The sequence below is a fragment of the Methanolobus sp. WCC5 genome (assembly GCF_045690325.1).
GTDB lineage: Archaea > Halobacteriota > Methanosarcinia > Methanosarcinales > Methanosarcinaceae > Methanolobus.
Genome location: NZ_CP146981.1, coordinates 2,807,773 through 2,822,842, shown reverse-complemented (window position 1 = coordinate 2,822,842; position 15,070 = coordinate 2,807,773). Strand labels below are relative to the sequence as shown.

Annotated in this window: 22 protein-coding genes; 1 reads left to right on the top strand and 21 read right to left on the bottom strand. The window is 44.6% G+C overall.

The features are described from left to right. Window positions 1-76: 76 nt before the first annotated feature. The 4 genes from V7O64_RS13680 to V7O64_RS13665 all read right to left on the bottom strand — a co-directional run bounded on the left by V7O64_RS13680 (window position 77) and on the right by V7O64_RS13665 (window position 3,894). Window positions 77-1,075, bottom strand: a complete 999-nt coding sequence (locus V7O64_RS13680; RefSeq protein ID WP_407355923.1) for a methanogenesis marker 12 protein — start codon at window positions 1,073-1,075, stop codon at window positions 77-79. Between the two features lie 11 nt (window positions 1,076-1,086). Continuing rightward, window positions 1,087-1,434, bottom strand: coding sequence for a DUF2103 domain-containing protein (locus tag V7O64_RS13675; protein WP_407355922.1), 348 nt, complete (start codon window positions 1,432-1,434; stop codon window positions 1,087-1,089). Between the two features lie 154 nt (window positions 1,435-1,588). Next, on the bottom strand, window positions 1,589-2,764 hold the full coding sequence (locus V7O64_RS13670; RefSeq protein WP_407355921.1) for an ATP-binding protein: 1,176 nt from the start codon (window positions 2,762-2,764) through the stop codon (window positions 1,589-1,591). Between the two features lie 83 nt (window positions 2,765-2,847). Then, window positions 2,848-3,894 (bottom strand): B12-binding domain-containing protein, encoded by a 1,047-nt coding sequence (locus tag V7O64_RS13665; protein ID WP_407355920.1) that lies wholly within the window; start codon window positions 3,892-3,894, stop codon window positions 2,848-2,850. Between the two features lie 45 nt (window positions 3,895-3,939). Here V7O64_RS13665 and V7O64_RS13660 point away from each other — a divergent pair, with 45 nt between their 5' ends. Beyond that, entirely contained in the window at window positions 3,940-4,068 is a 129-nt protein-coding gene (locus tag V7O64_RS13660; RefSeq protein ID WP_407355919.1) for a hypothetical protein, read from the top strand. 11 nt (window positions 4,069-4,079) lie between these two features. Here the strand turns inward: V7O64_RS13660 and V7O64_RS13655 are convergent, their stop codons facing one another. From V7O64_RS13655 to V7O64_RS13575, 17 genes are all read right to left on the bottom strand, one after another. Further along, entirely contained in the window at window positions 4,080-4,517 is a 438-nt protein-coding gene (locus V7O64_RS13655) for an ACT domain-containing protein (RefSeq protein WP_407355918.1), read from the bottom strand. A 55-nt stretch (window positions 4,518-4,572) separates the two neighbouring features. After that, entirely contained in the window at window positions 4,573-5,877 is a 1,305-nt protein-coding gene (locus V7O64_RS13650) for a phenylacetate--CoA ligase family protein (protein WP_407357355.1), read from the bottom strand. A 19-nt stretch (window positions 5,878-5,896) separates the two neighbouring features. After that, window positions 5,897-6,886 (bottom strand): DHH family phosphoesterase, encoded by a 990-nt coding sequence (locus tag V7O64_RS13645; protein ID WP_407355917.1) that lies wholly within the window; start codon window positions 6,884-6,886, stop codon window positions 5,897-5,899. A gap of 60 nt (window positions 6,887-6,946) precedes the next feature. Further along, on the bottom strand, window positions 6,947-7,300 hold the full coding sequence (locus V7O64_RS13640) for a prefoldin subunit beta (protein ID WP_407355916.1): 354 nt from the start codon (window positions 7,298-7,300) through the stop codon (window positions 6,947-6,949). A gap of 124 nt (window positions 7,301-7,424) precedes the next feature. Continuing rightward, on the bottom strand, window positions 7,425-7,652 hold the full coding sequence (locus tag V7O64_RS13635) for a KEOPS complex subunit Pcc1 (RefSeq protein ID WP_407355915.1): 228 nt from the start codon (window positions 7,650-7,652) through the stop codon (window positions 7,425-7,427). Beyond that, complete coding sequence (locus V7O64_RS13630; protein ID WP_407355914.1) at window positions 7,652-8,122, bottom strand: rRNA maturation protein; 471 nt, start codon at window positions 8,120-8,122, stop codon at window positions 7,652-7,654. Before V7O64_RS13630 ends, V7O64_RS13635 begins: the two co-directional genes overlap by 1 nt. Before the next feature lie 5 nt (window positions 8,123-8,127). Then, window positions 8,128-8,265 carry a DNA-directed RNA polymerase subunit P gene (locus V7O64_RS13625; protein WP_309308391.1) on the bottom strand — a complete coding sequence of 46 codons (138 nt, stop codon included), beginning with the start codon at window positions 8,263-8,265 and terminating at the stop codon, window positions 8,128-8,130. 6 nt (window positions 8,266-8,271) lie between these two features. Next, complete coding sequence (locus tag V7O64_RS13620; RefSeq protein WP_407355913.1) at window positions 8,272-8,559, bottom strand: 50S ribosomal protein L37ae; 288 nt, start codon at window positions 8,557-8,559, stop codon at window positions 8,272-8,274. 49 nt (window positions 8,560-8,608) lie between these two features. Then, window positions 8,609-9,391, bottom strand: coding sequence for an exosome complex protein Rrp42 (gene rrp42 / locus V7O64_RS13615; protein ID WP_407355912.1), 783 nt, complete (start codon window positions 9,389-9,391; stop codon window positions 8,609-8,611). A gap of 9 nt (window positions 9,392-9,400) precedes the next feature. Then, entirely contained in the window at window positions 9,401-10,498 is a 1,098-nt protein-coding gene (gene rrp41, locus V7O64_RS13610; RefSeq protein ID WP_407355911.1) for an exosome complex exonuclease Rrp41, read from the bottom strand. 57 nt (window positions 10,499-10,555) lie between these two features. Then, entirely contained in the window at window positions 10,556-11,332 is a 777-nt protein-coding gene (rrp4, locus tag V7O64_RS13605) for an exosome complex RNA-binding protein Rrp4 (protein ID WP_407355910.1), read from the bottom strand. Window positions 11,333-11,341: 9 nt separating this feature from the next. Beyond that, window positions 11,342-12,034 carry a ribosome assembly factor SBDS gene (locus V7O64_RS13600; protein ID WP_407355909.1) on the bottom strand — a complete coding sequence of 231 codons (693 nt, stop codon included), beginning with the start codon at window positions 12,032-12,034 and terminating at the stop codon, window positions 11,342-11,344. A 30-nt stretch (window positions 12,035-12,064) separates the two neighbouring features. Beyond that, window positions 12,065-12,850 carry an archaeal proteasome endopeptidase complex subunit alpha gene (gene psmA, locus V7O64_RS13595; RefSeq protein WP_407357354.1) on the bottom strand — a complete coding sequence of 262 codons (786 nt, stop codon included), beginning with the start codon at window positions 12,848-12,850 and terminating at the stop codon, window positions 12,065-12,067. A 68-nt stretch (window positions 12,851-12,918) separates the two neighbouring features. Next, window positions 12,919-13,293 (bottom strand): Rpp14/Pop5 family protein, encoded by a 375-nt coding sequence (locus V7O64_RS13590; protein WP_407355908.1) that lies wholly within the window; start codon window positions 13,291-13,293, stop codon window positions 12,919-12,921. Beyond that, window positions 13,290-14,027, bottom strand: a complete 738-nt coding sequence (gene rnp3, locus V7O64_RS13585) for a ribonuclease P protein component 3 (RefSeq protein ID WP_407355907.1) — start codon at window positions 14,025-14,027, stop codon at window positions 13,290-13,292. The genes V7O64_RS13590 and rnp3 overlap by 4 nt, the downstream gene beginning before the upstream one ends. Next, on the bottom strand, window positions 14,020-14,475 hold the full coding sequence (locus tag V7O64_RS13580) for an RNA-binding protein (protein ID WP_407355906.1): 456 nt from the start codon (window positions 14,473-14,475) through the stop codon (window positions 14,020-14,022). The genes rnp3 and V7O64_RS13580 overlap by 8 nt, the downstream gene beginning before the upstream one ends. Continuing rightward, window positions 14,472-15,062, bottom strand: coding sequence for a 50S ribosomal protein L15e (locus V7O64_RS13575; protein ID WP_407355905.1), 591 nt, complete (start codon window positions 15,060-15,062; stop codon window positions 14,472-14,474). Before V7O64_RS13575 ends, V7O64_RS13580 begins: the two co-directional genes overlap by 4 nt. Window positions 15,063-15,070 lie beyond the last annotated feature (8 nt).

Here is a 15,070-nt window from a genome sequence, read left to right as displayed (position 1 = left end):
CTTCCCTTTTCCCTGTGATATATATTATATAATATATTGTTTTAAATTTATAATTTCAAATTTGAAATAGCAAACATCATGTATCTGTCACATCTTTATCAAAGTTGACATTCAGACCAAGGATATCCCTTGAACCTGCATGAATATCCCGGGCTATCTCAGCACATCCAAGAGCTGCACTCCACCAGTCCAGCACACGGACCCTGACATCAAGGTGCTTCTCTATCCTCTGCACAACATAAGGGATCTCGCCCACCGAACCCTCTACGATAATCTCACCTTTTGAACCATGGTCCTTCAGCAAAAGCTGCATACCGGCAATCTCCATGGCTGCAAAAAGCGCTATGCTGTCCAGTGCCAGAATGGCACGGGGGTCTTTATCCTCAGCAGCCCTGATGAGCTGGTGCCTGTCTGAGAAAGGAGTATGTTTGAGTACACCGGAATGTACAAAAGCTTCATTGGCGCTCATCTTCCCTGCATCCACATCACGCAGTGCCTGTACATCCAGGGGACCGTGCTGAAGGCCCGGAGCAAAGATACATGCATCAATTGCACCAATAAGTTTTCCACCTGCAACACCCAGAGTAACAGTATTGGAACTTATGTCAGAGAGAACAAAATCAGTAAGACCAAGCGAATATGCATGATATGCGATGCCCACTTTCTCAGGGCTTGTGGAATGAGAGAATATATTGAGCCGCGGATCGGTACCACTTCCCTCATGAATGCCAGGTATTACCACTGCCGGAATACCCGATGACCTGATGCTATCAAATACACGCCCTCCACCGCCTGTTTTCTTACCGGCGCCTTCTATGCTTTTTACTCCCCGGTTCTTCACATTCCTGATATCCTCAATATCCCGGATACCATCCCCCATGGAATATGTCACAGCCATCAGAGAGATATCAGTAACCCTTATCCCAAATGTTGATCCGATGGTTGAGACCAGACGGGACTCACTCATATTTGCTGCATCGGTCCTTGGTATCTCCAATTTCAGTATATTCCCGCTTTGTGGAAAAAGTGCAGCAAAACGCATTGCAGTCGTACCATGATCAATACCAATGAACATAATATAACACCTTATTCATCAACTAGTAAAGAATTAAGCTCTTCCATGATACGCTCCCCTTCTTCAAAACTGCCAACTGTTGTGATTATCCTCAGTTCCTGGAAGGAAGTACCATGTGAGATCAAAAGCCTCAGGTTACCCCGTTCATCCGGTCGCTGTACCCTGGCGTTCAACATGCCTCCGGAATTACCTTTTCCTTTGACAGTTATCACTGAAGGTATTATTTTTTTGACCTCAGGATGGCGGCTCAATAAAGATACTATCTTTTTACCAATGCGACCGCCAATTATAGTTGTATGGGAACCGCCAAGTTTTGACCTGTGCCCGTTAGCCCCATTTACATCGGTAGCATCCGTCATTTCAATGGGAATGACAACAGGTAATATAAATTAATGGTGGTTTACATTCTAATTTAAATAGATACCGGCAGAGAATCCTTCATAATGACATACAATGACATACAATGACATACAATGACATACAATGACATACAATGACATCATTAGAGGATAGTTATGGATCGGATAAAGGTAACTTTAAAATGAGAACCGTTCCTGCAGGCTTATTTGCAGTAATATGCACTTCTCCGCCATATCGTTCAATAACCTTTTTGACAATGTGCAGTCCAAGACCTGTATGTGCACTGGAACCATATTTGAACTCTTCTTCAAACACTTTGCCCATAATAGATGAAGGTATACCCGTCCCATGATCTTTGATTTCAATCCTGCAAAAATCCCCGGTTTTGACAATAACAACTTCTATTAGCTCTGTATGACCGTGTACTATAGAATTGTTAATTATGTTGTCAAAAACAGAATACAATGCCCCGTCAGCCATTACAGTAGCTTTTCCCTCTACATTGAAACCTATATCATAGTTCTCGATAACTGAAGATACGACATCCCTGACATTGAAGGGCCGCAGCGTGTAGTCCTTAAAAAGGGCGGATTCAAGATCCTGCATCCTCGTTATCAGGGATGTGCATTTATCTATGCATTTTAGTGCCTTTGCAGCAATTTCTTCATTCCCGGGAGTTTTCATAAGATCAACAGACATGCCCATTATTGTGAGATTATTGGATATATCATGCCGCAATATGCTATTGATAACCCTGAGGAAATCATTGATCTCAGCCTGCCTGTATTCCAGTTTCTTCCTCTGATCGATATCATGCATGACAAGCAGCATGTCACTGCCAAAGTTGCTATAAGTTGATATCTTAGACAGGCTTATTTCCACATGCAGTTCATTGCCATGTTCCCGAAGAAGTACCATATCCGCTTGAAAAGAGTTATCATTTTTTACAGGATCACATGAACCTGCAATGTCAAACCGATCATTGCTATGCGGATATTTCAATGTTAGCAGGTCACATATGTCCATTCCTGTGAAGTCCCGTTCTTCTGACCCGAGCATACTTTTACAAGGCCCGTTCATGAAAAGCACTTTCATGTCCTGATCGATGATCACCAGAGAATCGCTTATATGTTCAATGATCTGCCTGAAGCGCTCTTTCTGGGTGGCTATCTCCCTGTTCTTCTTAACAAGCTCCCGGTGGGCATTTACCAGTTCATTGTTAAGCCTGCTTATCTGGTCCAATATATCCTCTTCAGGCATAGCTTGCCATGAAACAGGAATATCCGGTGACTTGATGGTAGTACTCTCCTGTTCATCAATAGAGGGCATCTTAACACCCATGTGTCGATACGACATATATCTCAATTATTGCATGCATTATGAGAAGATAACTATTGGTTTACAACTAAATTTTACATAGCATTGGCGATGCTCACAGCCTCCTGGGCATTGCGTGCAGATGCATCTGCACCTACCTTTCTCCACAAAGAACCATCCACTTTGAAAGGGTATCCGCCGACAATTATCCTGATATTTTTTGTTTTATCGTTTTTCCTTATCTTACTTATGACATCCCTGAGATGGTCAAGGTGTGAGATCATAGTCACCGATAAGAGTAAAAGGTCTGCTTTTTCTTCAGCTGCAGCCCCTATGATATTTCTGGATGGGGTATTGGCACCGAGATAATGTGAGTTCCATCCGTCCATCTCAAAGAAGTCTGCAACCATTCTTATGCCCATCTCATGAAGCTCATTGCCAACACATGCAGCCACCATATTCCGGCCGTTGGATGAGCCGGAGAACATGTAAGGATAAAGTTGTGCCATGATCTTCTGGGTAGCAGCAGTACAAAAATGTTCCCTTGCAACACTTATTGCATTCATCTGCCATAATCTGCCTATCTCATACTGGGAACACTGGAAAACATTGAGGTATATTTCCTTCAGTTCCGTACCATCCCTGATAGCTTCCATTATCAGGTCATAGGCAGCCCTTACATCATTGTTGAGAAGGTATGTACTATAATCCCTCACAAGTTCTGGCATCCGGCTCTTTTCGAGATAGCACGATATATCTGAAGGTTCTTCAGAAAGCCTGCTTATTCCCAGATCAAGAATGTCAAAGAGACTTGACCGGACATGCGGATCAAAATATGATGCAAGCACTTCTTTTGTGATCTGCATATTCAGAACCATGTCAGAAGTTGAGAAGTCAAGGTGTTTAAAAAGGATCCCTAGCCACTCTGTATAGCTTCCAAACAGTTCAGGACTTTCATAATTATAGGCATTTACCAGAAATTTGAGATGATATTTCACATCCTCTACATTCTTCTTTCTCCCTGCATCACCATATTGTGAATCAATAGCAGGCATTTGCTGGTACTGCATCTCCACTATTTCTTCAGCTATTTGATGAAGGTTTTCAAGTAAATATACTGATAGGTCCCCTTCCTTTGACATACGTATTTATTTGATACAATTAATATATATAGTTCTCGAAGGATTATGATGAAATTCGATGATAAACCATACCCCGGTAAAACTGATAACCAGGCATACCTTAAAAATGAGAATTATGCTGAAAAAAGAATGGATGAGTTTAAAATGACGGGATTGGGACTAAAAAAAGAGTGATATCCTGAAGATCATATCTCCTGGATATCTGCCATGTCTATCAGCTTGATACCGGCACCATCAAGAACCTCTACAGCTGCCCGGATATCGCTGACCCTGAGAATTAGCAGGGCCTTTTCCGTCTTTGTTACAAAAGCATAGGCATAGTCAATATTGATGTTCTTCTCACCCAGCACATCAGCTATCTTTCCCAGTCCACCGGGAACATCTTCCATTTCAATGCCCAGCACACTGGTTTCAGAAACTGTGAAACCGGCATCATGAAGTACCTGATGGGCTGTATCCGGTTTATCTACAACCATCCTGATAATCCCAAAGTCTCCGGCCTCAGCTATAGTGAAGGCCCTTATATTGATACTTGCATTCCTGAAGTTCTTTGCTATGTTAGCAAGACGACCGGGTTTGTTCTCAGCAAAAAGGGAAATCTGTTTGATGATCTTGTCTTCCATATTAGCACCTCAAATCTTATTAAAAGTTATATTGAAAGTTACGCATTAGGACGGTTTATAACTTTCTGTTGTCTATCACCTTTTTGGCCTTTCCCATTGACCTTGGAATAGTGCCTTTTTCAACAAGCTCGACCTTCACAGCAAGATTAAGTACGTTCTTCAGTGAAGCTTCCACCTTCTTTTCCAGTGTTATGATATCATTGACCTTGTCACTGAATGCTTCATCGGTCATCTCTATCTGGACCTTCATGGCATCAAGCTCGTTCACCCTGTCAACAATTATCATGAAATGCTCACCTACCTCAGGAATGGTCATCAACACTGACTCAACCTGGCCGGGGAACACATTTATACCACGCACGATGAGCATATCATCTGCACGTCCCAGCACCCTCATAATACGTGGATGGGTGCGTCCGCATCTGCATGGCTCTTTGTTGATCACTGTGATATCACCTATACGATACCTGATAAGAGGAAGTGCTTCCTTGGCAAGTGTGGTTATCACAAGCTCTCCACGCTCGCCATCGCCCAGCTGCTCTCCTGTCTCCGGGTCTATGACCTCAATAAGGAACTGGTCCGCCCAGATGTGTATACCATCCTGATACTGGCATTCGGTGAACAGGGGGCCGCTAAGTTCAGATGTGCCATATACATCATAGGCTTTGATACCTGTTGCTTCCTCGATCCTGACCCTCATCTCCTCAGACCACGGCTCTGCACCGAATATGCCTGCACGCAGTCTTGTATTTTGCTGTATGCTTACACCGGCCTGGTTGGCGACCTCGTTCATGAAGAGGAAATAAGAAGGAGTACAGGCAATCACAGTTGTATTGAGATCCTGCATCAGCTCAAGTTGTTTTTCGGTGTTCCCGGAACTTGTGGGAAGGACTGTGGAACCCACCTCCTCTGCCCCATAATGCAGGCCCAGACCGCCTGTGAACAGGCCATAGCCATAACTTACCTGTATGACGTCCCCGCGGCCTACACCAATTGAGGTCAGCGCCCTTGCAAGGGAAATTGACCATTCCTTCACATCATTGTGTGTGTAACCGACAACAGTGGGTTTACCAGTGGTTCCGGAAGATACGTGGAAACGAACCAGCTGTTCATTAGGTACACAGAACATTCCTGTAGGATAGGTATCCCTCAGGTCTGATTTGTACGTAAAGGGCAGTTTCTTCAGGTCATCCAGTGTACGTATGTCCTCTGGCTTAACACCTGCGTCATCAAATCTTTTCTTATAGAAATCAGAATGCTTATAAACATAACTGACCAGATTCCTTAGTTTGCTCTCCTGCATCTTTTCCATTTCATCAACTGGCATTCTTTCAACCAATGGGTTCCAATACTCTATCATCTGATTGCCCCTTTTTAGTTCATTCATTTTCTTCGTTCAATGAATCACATATAGAAGGATTGGGTTTGCCTTTCAGGATATCTCGTATCCTTATCTTGCACTCGTCGATGATGGTAGCCATATCAGCCACAACATCTATACCGGCCGCTCCCGCATGACCTCCTCCTGTGCCATCATAGTTCTGGCTTATATCCTCCATGATCCTGCCAAGGTTCACACCCGCCGCGACAGCTTCACGTTTAGCCCTGCCGCTAACCCTTATGTTGGCATCCCGGGAAGTACCTATCAAAGCCACATCCGCACCAATGTTCAAAAACATTGAAGAAGCAGACCCACCAAAAGAGTTTACATGCGAATCTACAAGCAGCCAGTCATCAATTCGTTCAATGGTGGCTCTTGTTGCACATTTTAGCATCGCGATACGCATTGATATATCCTGGGGAGTTGCTGCCATCATTTCCAGAACTTCTGCATATTCAACCCCGCTTAAAGCAATTATCTCGGAGACGGTTCTGAACGTATCCTGCGTAGCATGCTTGAAATGTCCCGTATCTGTGATAATGCCTGTCAAAAGTCCCATGGCAGTGCGACGCATAATAGGCGCACCCATGGACCGCAGGATATCAAATACCATCTCTGCAGTGGATGTTGCATGGCGATGCAGATAGAATTCGGCATTCTCAATGAGGGCCGTGGTTGCATGATGGTCGATCACACAGTATTTGCCAAGTTTGATGTCATTGAGCTGTGAACTGGTGGAAGTATCAACTACCAGAGTAATATCATACTTGGCAGGATCTGGTCTTTCAACCACAGGAATATCGAGTTTATCAATAAGGAGTGAAGCAACCCTGTTACAACCATCCACAAGACCTATAGTCCCACCAAGGGCCTCAGAAAGGGCAAAAGCACTGCTTATGGCGTCCGGATCGGCATTACGATGACAAAGATAAAGGATACTATGGTAATCCAGAAGCTTATTAAAAAACTCCGTTTCTTCAACTTGCATAGAAACCTCTGACATTACCGGTATGGATACAAGGCAATGTCATCAACACAGAGAACAGGCTTACTGAGCCTGGTTCCCCATGGATTGTTCGATTTGTTCCTGAAGTTGTGTGAAACGCTTGGAAATCCTCTCTTCCTGTCTGGAGATGGATTGAAGCCTGAGTGAAAGTGTTTCTACCTTTTCATTCAATTTAGAAACGGCCTCTTCCTTGCTGGACCTTATCTGCAGTTCACCGACCGTGCGGTAAATAACGACATCTTCAGGAAGTTTGTCCAGTTCTTCCAGTGCCATCTGGGACTCCTTCTGCATGGACTCCATCTGGGATTTCTGCATAGCAAGAGACTGGGCCTGCTGCTGTACCTGCTGCAACTGGGCCAGTTGATTCTGTATCTGCGGGGGTATTTGCGTACTCATTTGGTTTCACCTGGGATACCAATTAACCTGAAGTGATTTTAATGTTTCTATAAGTACTTCTAAAAAAATATTGCCATACGACCAGCAGGAAGTCGGGCCAAAGAGAATGGTAAGTTCGCCCGGGTTATTCAAGGCATGCAGCTGTTTCATATGCAACCTGAATAAGTCTGAGCCAGGTATTAAGTGTCGAGCGCATGCCAACCAGGTCTTCAGAATGCACTGTAAGATAAAGGGATGAACCTTCAGCATATATATCAATAGAGGATCTGTCGGTCACAGGAGTCTCAAGTTCGGGTTTCAAAGAACGATAGATAGAAAGAGCTGCAGGTGTTTCAAATACGGACCGTGACATCAATTGCAATCTGAATCACCGTCATATAACCTGTGGCTTTTTATCCTCAGACTAAAAAGATCGTTCCCATCTTCCTTGAAATCTATCCGGTCCCCGGCTATGGCCATGGATAAAGGAGAAACATCATTGGCTTTTTCACGGAACAGCAGATCACATATTGCATGAGCTAGCTCACAATCCCCATCAATAGAGACAATTGAGCCTGAATGCCGGGTATGTGAAGACGGAGCGGACAGCACGGATATGTGAAGTGACAACACACAATAACCTTCGTGATCATAAAAGACCATGCTTCCGGGGTTACCATGATATTCACCCACTATAAGAAGGGGTTTGCCATGAGAAAGGCTTAGAACCTCTCCCATACCCATCTTACCCCGGTTGAAATACTCACAACCGAAAAAAGATGCCAGATGCTTACATAAAGTACGCGTACCGGCAGAAGGTTTGCGAGAAGAAGTGATCAGCATCTCTTCTACTCTGCTTTGATGCGTTTGATGGATGTAGGACGTTCTTTTACAAGGATACGATGCCCGCAGTAAGGACAGCGGATACCTGTATACTCATAATCGATCTCAACATTCCTTTTGCATCTTGTACATTTATAGGCCATATTCACCTACTCTAATGCTTCTGTAGCTTTCTTTACCGAACGTGCGACTGTCTTACCCACATTGGTCTGAGGCAGGAAAGTGCCGCCTGCAAATGTATAGTCACATTTGGTACATTTCCATATACCTGTACCTACCCTCTTGACAGTTGGGCGTGCGCAGTTGGAACACTTGTGAGGCATCCGCATCTTTTCTTCAAGGTCCGCTACCAGTTTACGGTCCTTCCTACCATATCGTGTACCAAATCTACCGGCAGACCTGGTCACACGACCTTTCCTCGTGTACTTTTTTGCCATGAATCTTATCTCCTTGAAATATGTGAATTTTATGATATTGAATTTGAATTCAAATGTTCAGCAGATGGGTTTCCCTTAGCTCGGATGCTTTCTGGCATGCCAGTGACACTGCCATTAACAGCTTTTCCTCGGTAAGTGCACCATCTCCGCTCTTCTGCATTCCTGATATAGAGCCATCCTGATTGGAAACTATCGTTATGCGGGAGTCACAGACAGTCTCTTCATCAAGGTCCGGGTCGACCATCATCTCGCCGCCCATGTCTACCAGAGTAACGGATATGGGCATGTCCCTGACAGGCATAGGCATATCCTCTCCGCGCCCCTCACGTCCAGCAGGAACTGTTGTGGTCAGCAGGGCAGCTATTGCACCCAGAGAGGAAGCATCCTGAATGTTCCCTGCATTATTGAGAACATGGATATCGATGAATACGATCCAGACTTCTTCTCCCTCCGTAATACACAACTTGCTTAAATCAATTGCGCCTGATTCTCGGATTCCCCGGTCTGTCACCCGGGCCATCTCAATAGCTCCCTCTTTAGGAGGGCCTGCCTCAAAGTCAGGAGAAGCGATCGGATTCAACTCCATGCTGGTGATAATTACACCCTCTCCGGCAGAATCAGGGAAAGGTGCACCAACCTGGAGTTTAATACCTACAAGAACCTCAGTCTCACCCAGCTTTATCCATGCGGAACCTTCTGCCTTTTCTATAACATTGGTCTTCAGATCAATATCCCTTATCTCATCAAATGCACGCCCATCCTGACGTTTTCCTTTGAGCATAAGGTTGTAAATATAATCTTTTTTAAGTACAGACATTACTTCATTACCCATGATCACACCTCAGACAATCTCTTCTTCATCTTCCTCAATATCTGTTTCCTCCGGATCCAGGAAGGATTTGTCAAGTTCGTCTTCTTCCTCATCATCTTCAGAATCAGGACCATCGACATCAGAGTCTTGCTGCTCATCCCCGGACTCTGCCTCATCTTCCATATCTGTATCTTCGAGGTCTTCTTCCATATCTGTATCTTCGAGGTCTTCTTCCATATCTGCATCTTCAAGGTCTTCTTCCATATCTGCATCTTCGAGGTCTTCATCATCCCCGATATCCATATCTTCCCCGCCATCCTCTGATACATCTTCTTCGTCTTCAGAAACCAATGTAGATTCTACAAGAGCAGAAACATCAACTTCTTCCTCATCATCGGAAATTTCCACTTCTTCCAGCCTGGTGAACTTCTTTTTCAGGGTCTCTTTCTGTATCTCAAGTATCTGGCGACACCCTTCCTTGCACAGTTCAATTGCTTTTTTAAACTCTTCCTGTGTTACATCGCCATCCATCTGCAAAAGAGTTATCTCACCGTCAGAGGTCATGGCCAATGGGATATCAGCATCACCATAGTTATCTTCAGGTTTATCCAGGTCAAGTACAAGCTGACCGTCAACCTTTCCCACGGCACATGCTGATACTAACCCTTTCATAGGGATCCCGGCATCAGCAAGCGCCATCGAAGCTGCATTAATAGCAGCTGTGCGTGTACCTGCGTCTGCCTGTAGCACCTCTGCAAATACATCAATAACAGCCCCGGGGTAAAGATGGGTCATCACTACAGGTTCGAAAGCCTCGCGGCTCACTTTTGATATCTCAATACTTCTTCTGCTTGGTCCGGGCCTTATGCGCTCCTCCACAGAGAAAGCAGCCATATTGTAACGGTATCTGATCAATGCAGAATCTGATTTCTGCAGCCGTCTGGGATGAAGCTCACGCGGACCATATACTGCCGCCAGAACCTTATTCTTCCCCCATTCCAGATAACATGAACCATCGGCCCTGGAGAGTACACCGATCTCCATTTTCATAGGCCTTATCTCATCAACACGCCTGCCATCCAGACGTAATCCATTTTCATCAATGAACTTTTCAGGTTTATCACTCATATTAATTCTCCAATGTTCGCACATTCTCCCTGTTGATTAAAAATAGATACTTCCGGATCATTCATCATCTTCCAGAAGTGCATCCACTTTCCTGTATGTTTCTTCCCTTATCTCGCTTTCATCTTCTGCATCGCTGGCGAGATCTTCGTTTAAAACAGTTTCATCCTTCTCAGAAACAACATCTTTCCCACCTTTCAAAAAATGGGAGATCCTATCCTTCAATCCGGATGTATGAGAATGTTTCATGATAAGCTCAACAGCTTCTGTGAGAAGGTCCATTTCACTATCTGTACCTCTGATCCATATCCTTCCGTTCTGACCCACAAATATCTCGCAATTGGTTTCCTTCTTAAGTAAAGATACCATAGAACCCCCATGTCCTATGACACGAGGGACCTTCGCAGGATTTACTTTAATTACACGGCCCACATTCAGAGCTCTCAGACCGCGTTCCCTCATGGTCAGTTCTACCTTCATGGATGAATTCACATCTTTTATGCGAAGCAAAGCTGAACTGCCAAAGTCCATAATTTCAGTCATCTTATCCTGATCCACACGTCTGGGATACTCCGAAACGTGCAGCAATCCATCATAAGGAGAACCTATATCAAATATCCAGTTAGAAGGGGTCACCTCTATGACCGTACCAATCACATAGTCCCTGGGTGATGGAATGTATTTACCGGAAAAAGGGATCACAGATATCTTATTTTTGGCATTCTTTACCCCGTATAGAAGGGAATAGACTTTCCCATCCTTGATATATGTACCTGGGCCGGAATCTGCCTTGTTTTCGGACAATAGCTGCCCCGGAATTACAATTTCACGCTCCATTATGCAGCCTCATAATAATTTAGTTTCAGCATCCCCTTTTGTCAGGTGGTTCACAAGACCATAAAAATCGTTCTGCAGGCCTGCGGGCATTCTTACAACCGCAACCCATGAACCATCATTTTGCCATTCGTTCTTGACGAGGGTTGAGAACTTAGCGATCTCACCATAAGCCTTTGCCGCGTATTCTGCAGGGACCTTGACCGCAATATCAACTTCCTCAAACCTTATTGGTATTATTGGGCGAATTGCTTTCATTACAATATTCACCTGTTCATCAACACCTTTAAGGGGATCGATATGGACCTTGGCTTCTTCCATTGCTTTTTCAATCCTGGCAGGGGGATGGGGGGCCTTTGTCTGAGGGTTGATAGCATTCTGGGCAATGATATTGATGACCTTGCGGGTCTTTTCTTCCAGTATATGCTTTCTTTGCTCCTTGGTAAGCTGGAGTTCACCATGTTCGATAATCTGTCTGGCTATCTCCATTACATTGCTGGTACCAAATGTGCTTACAAGATCAGACTCCGCAACATGGTCTCCCTGATTTGCATCATAGAATACGGATTCTACGGCTATTATATCCTCGATGTTTGCTTTATCTCCCCTTTTAAGCGCAAATGCGCCTTCCGGTTCAACAAAGACCTCAAAATTATTCTTTCCTTTCTTGAGTCTTGCAATAACCGACTCATCAAGAGATACCATGTTAGTTCACCCCATGAATCAATGATATTTTTATTCAGTTGTTTCTTCCTGACCGTCTGAATCATCTTTTTGTTCTTTCACACTATCTTTGAGCTCCTCACGAACCCTTGAAACAAAAGTTGCCACCTCTTCTTCAGAAAGTTTTCTGAACTTGCGGTCCTCCAGAGTTACAACACCAAGTTCCAGTGTTGCTGCATCCAGCTTTCCTTCTGTGGAAGTATAAAGCGCCTTCATTCCAAGCATAATGGCAGCATCAATGTCCATATCATCTCTGTAATCAGCCTCGAATATTTCCATAAAGGCATTCCTGCCAGCCCCTATAGCCGTAGCCTTGTATTCGAGCAATGCGCCGCTTGGATCGCTCTCAAAGAGACGTGGTCGTGAATCATCAACACCTGCGATAAGGAGGGCAGTACCGTAAGGACGAACTCCCCCATACTGTGTATACGTTTGTTTGTGATCACATATCTTCTTAGCGATTACTTCAACGCCTATCGGCTCGTCATATGAAACCATATTGATCTGGGCTTCCACTCTTGCCCTGTCCACAAGAGCACGGGCATCTGCAACAAGCCCTGAAGTAGCAACACCAATGTGGTCGTCTATCTGGAATATCTTCTCAATGGATTCAGCTTCTATCAATCTGCTTGTGATCCTTTTATCAACAAGCAATACCACACCGTCCTTTGATTTTACTCCAGCCGCGGTTGTACCTCGCTTAACTGCTTCTCTTGCATATTCTACCTGGAAGAGACGTCCGTCGGGACTAAAAACTGTAATGGCACGATCATAGCCCATCTGTGGTGTCATTTGCATCTTCACTTCATCTCCTGATTTATTTATAAATAACAGAATATATACGATAACTAACTGAAATATGCTTTCTATTCATTTATATGTGACTGTTCTTCGGGATTAAATATATCTGCACCCTCTAAATACTTTTTTGTTGCGCCAATAACTGTACCGGACACACCAAGAATATGAAAACTGACCCTTTTCCCTTTAACATAGGTTATTGTAGCAAGAGCAGCACGGGTCTGAATGACATGTTCCCTGTCACAGCTTATTATGCCTTTAAGGTCATCGAATGCAAAAAGCCAGATATTGCATTCACTTGAACCAAGGTCACCAAGTAAACTGCCTGATGCTGAGAATATTTCCCTGATAAGCTCTTCCCTGCTTACATCGCCCTCTGCTATAAGTTCAAATGCAAGGTATCTTTTGTTCTCACGCATTGTAGGAGGGAGCACTTTCATTGCCCACCACCTCCTTCAAGGACAATATCCACAGGAGAGTCCACTATCTTTACACCATCAAACACATGATCAGAAGAGTGCCTGTTCTTTGATATGATCCTTTTTGGAGTGCTACTGATACCCTTTAAGGCCTCTTCACGGGTCATGCCGAAAAGACCTGCAAGAGCGATCAGCTCCCTGGGAGCACGCAGGTCAAAGACAGACCTTGCATTTGCCGTCAGTATGAAAGGAACATCATATTTGCGTGCAAGTTCAAGATCCTTTCTGAAATTGGATAATGCCCTTACTCTTCTTCCTCCGCGCTGTCCGATAAGTTCGGCAAGGTCAAAAGATATCGCAACGTCATTGTCATTTGCAGACCTGGCAAGTATATGATTAAGACCGTTGTCTTTCATTGAACCAAAATTTGCAAGGACGTCTACATTGGGATTTTCCACTGCTGCACGGTTTATGTTTTCGTTACCACCCCGGACAACAATAACATCGGCCAGGTTCCTGTATTTCCCCACCAGCCCGTGTAACCGGGAGGCGTTATCAACATTGATCTCAACAGCACTGAACAATTCAATTCCTTGGAAAACTGTACCTTTTGTACTATCAAAGGAATCAAAGGGATTTGTAATAGCTATACCCGCATATCCAAAACGACTTGCAAGGACAGCCATTTCTTCAACGGTGTTTTTTCCTTCAGGGAGAGAATAGACATTCAGGTCATAAAAATCAAGACTAGCCAAACAATTCCTCCACTATGAGCCCGGCCTGAAGACGATCCCTGGGATAAGTGGCAATCTTCACCTTCACAGTAATGGCATCTGATGAAGAGACCAGAACAAGCTTTCCAAGGAAAGCAGCCTGTTTATCGAATCTCATATGAAATAACTGCTCATCATCCAGCCTGTCCGGCATTTCATTGCGCAGGATATCAACATCTTCAGGAGACATATTTCCCCTGATGAACCTGGCAAGTCTTACAGAGTCCGATCTGCGAGTGACCTGTGAACTGAGCATTACAGAGGAATTGCCATAGTGTCCTTCTATGTCTGTTACTTCCACAAGGTCATCGGTAACGACATTGCCGGACATACCGAAGGCATGCCGCAAAAATAAGTCCAGGGCAGCACGTACCCTGGATACATCCTCTGTCGAGTGCGCAATCACACGCAGGCTAATATAATGGATCACTTGCCCCTGTTTAGGTTTGACCTTATACTTGGCCTGGTCTTTTCAGTACCTGTACCGCGTGACATCATACCTCTGCCTTTGCGGCCTGCACTGGTCTTACCGCGCTGTGCACGTCCTTTCTGAGCACTGCTGCATATCCAGTTAAGGTTCTTGTCACTTATGATAACAGGGTGACTTGGGTCAACAAGGATAACCTCATACCACTTGGAACGGCCATCTTCACCAACCCAGTAAGAGTTGAGAACCTCAAGGTTGGGGAATTTCCTTCCGGCACGCTCTTCAGCAATCCTCTGGATGCTCATTCCGCCTGTTATCTTGTTCTTGCCCATGCGCTGGGTACGCCTTCCGCGGATGTACCTTGACTTCCTGAGACCACCTCTGCGCACTTTAACACGGGCTACGACTATACCCTGCTTGGCCTTGTAGCCAAGGGAACGGGCGCGATCTATACGGGTTGGACGCCTTATCTTCGTGACAGAACCTTCTTTTCTCCATTCCTGAAGCCTTTCCCATCTTAGTTCCTGAACATATGTACTGTCCGGGTCTTTCCATGCGTCTCTTACGTATGCGTAAAATGATTTTGACAATTCGTTCA

What these genes read in the sequence shown, in the direction of transcription:
- rrp41 (WP_407355911.1), bottom strand. Translation starts at nt 10,498, where the DNA reads ATGAGTGATAAACCTGAAAAGTTCATTGATGAAAATGGATTACGTCTG.
- V7O64_RS13680 (WP_407355923.1), bottom strand. Translation starts at nt 1,075, where the DNA reads ATGTTCATTGGTATTGATCATGGTACGACTGCAATGCGTTTTGCTGCA.
- V7O64_RS13670 (WP_407355921.1), bottom strand. Translation starts at nt 2,764, where the DNA reads ATGCCCTCTATTGATGAACAGGAGAGTACTACCATCAAGTCACCGGAT.
- V7O64_RS13650 (WP_407357355.1), bottom strand. Translation starts at nt 5,877, where the DNA reads ATGATAGAGTATTGGAACCCATTGGTTGAAAGAATGCCAGTTGATGAA.
- V7O64_RS13630 (WP_407355914.1), bottom strand. Translation starts at nt 8,122, where the DNA reads ATGCTGATCACTTCTTCTCGCAAACCTTCTGCCGGTACGCGTACTTTA.
- V7O64_RS13590 (WP_407355908.1), bottom strand. Translation starts at nt 13,293, where the DNA reads ATGAAAGTGCTCCCTCCTACAATGCGTGAGAACAAAAGATACCTTGCA.
- rrp4 (WP_407355910.1), bottom strand. Translation starts at nt 11,332, where the DNA reads ATGGAGCGTGAAATTGTAATTCCGGGGCAGCTATTGTCCGAAAACAAG.
- V7O64_RS13600 (WP_407355909.1), bottom strand. Translation starts at nt 12,034, where the DNA reads ATGGTATCTCTTGATGAGTCGGTTATTGCAAGACTCAAGAAAGGAAAG.
- V7O64_RS13645 (WP_407355917.1), bottom strand. Translation starts at nt 6,886, where the DNA reads ATGCAAGTTGAAGAAACGGAGTTTTTTAATAAGCTTCTGGATTACCAT.
- V7O64_RS13655 (WP_407355918.1), bottom strand. Translation starts at nt 4,517, where the DNA reads ATGGAAGACAAGATCATCAAACAGATTTCCCTTTTTGCTGAGAACAAA.
- V7O64_RS13620 (WP_407355913.1), bottom strand. Translation starts at nt 8,559, where the DNA reads ATGGCAAAAAAGTACACGAGGAAAGGTCGTGTGACCAGGTCTGCCGGT.
- V7O64_RS13625 (WP_309308391.1), bottom strand. Translation starts at nt 8,265, where the DNA reads ATGGCCTATAAATGTACAAGATGCAAAAGGAATGTTGAGATCGATTAT.
- V7O64_RS13675 (WP_407355922.1), bottom strand. Translation starts at nt 1,434, where the DNA reads ATGACGGATGCTACCGATGTAAATGGGGCTAACGGGCACAGGTCAAAA.
- V7O64_RS13635 (WP_407355915.1), bottom strand. Translation starts at nt 7,652, where the DNA reads ATGTCACGGTCCGTATTTGAAACACCTGCAGCTCTTTCTATCTATCGT.
- psmA (WP_407357354.1), bottom strand. Translation starts at nt 12,850, where the DNA reads ATGCAAATGACACCACAGATGGGCTATGATCGTGCCATTACAGTTTTT.
- V7O64_RS13640 (WP_407355916.1), bottom strand. Translation starts at nt 7,300, where the DNA reads ATGAGTACGCAAATACCCCCGCAGATACAGAATCAACTGGCCCAGTTG.
- V7O64_RS13660 (WP_407355919.1), top strand. Translation starts at nt 3,940, where the DNA reads ATGATGAAATTCGATGATAAACCATACCCCGGTAAAACTGATAACCAG.
- rrp42 (WP_407355912.1), bottom strand. Translation starts at nt 9,391, where the DNA reads ATGGGTAATGAAGTAATGTCTGTACTTAAAAAAGATTATATTTACAAC.
- V7O64_RS13665 (WP_407355920.1), bottom strand. Translation starts at nt 3,894, where the DNA reads ATGTCAAAGGAAGGGGACCTATCAGTATATTTACTTGAAAACCTTCAT.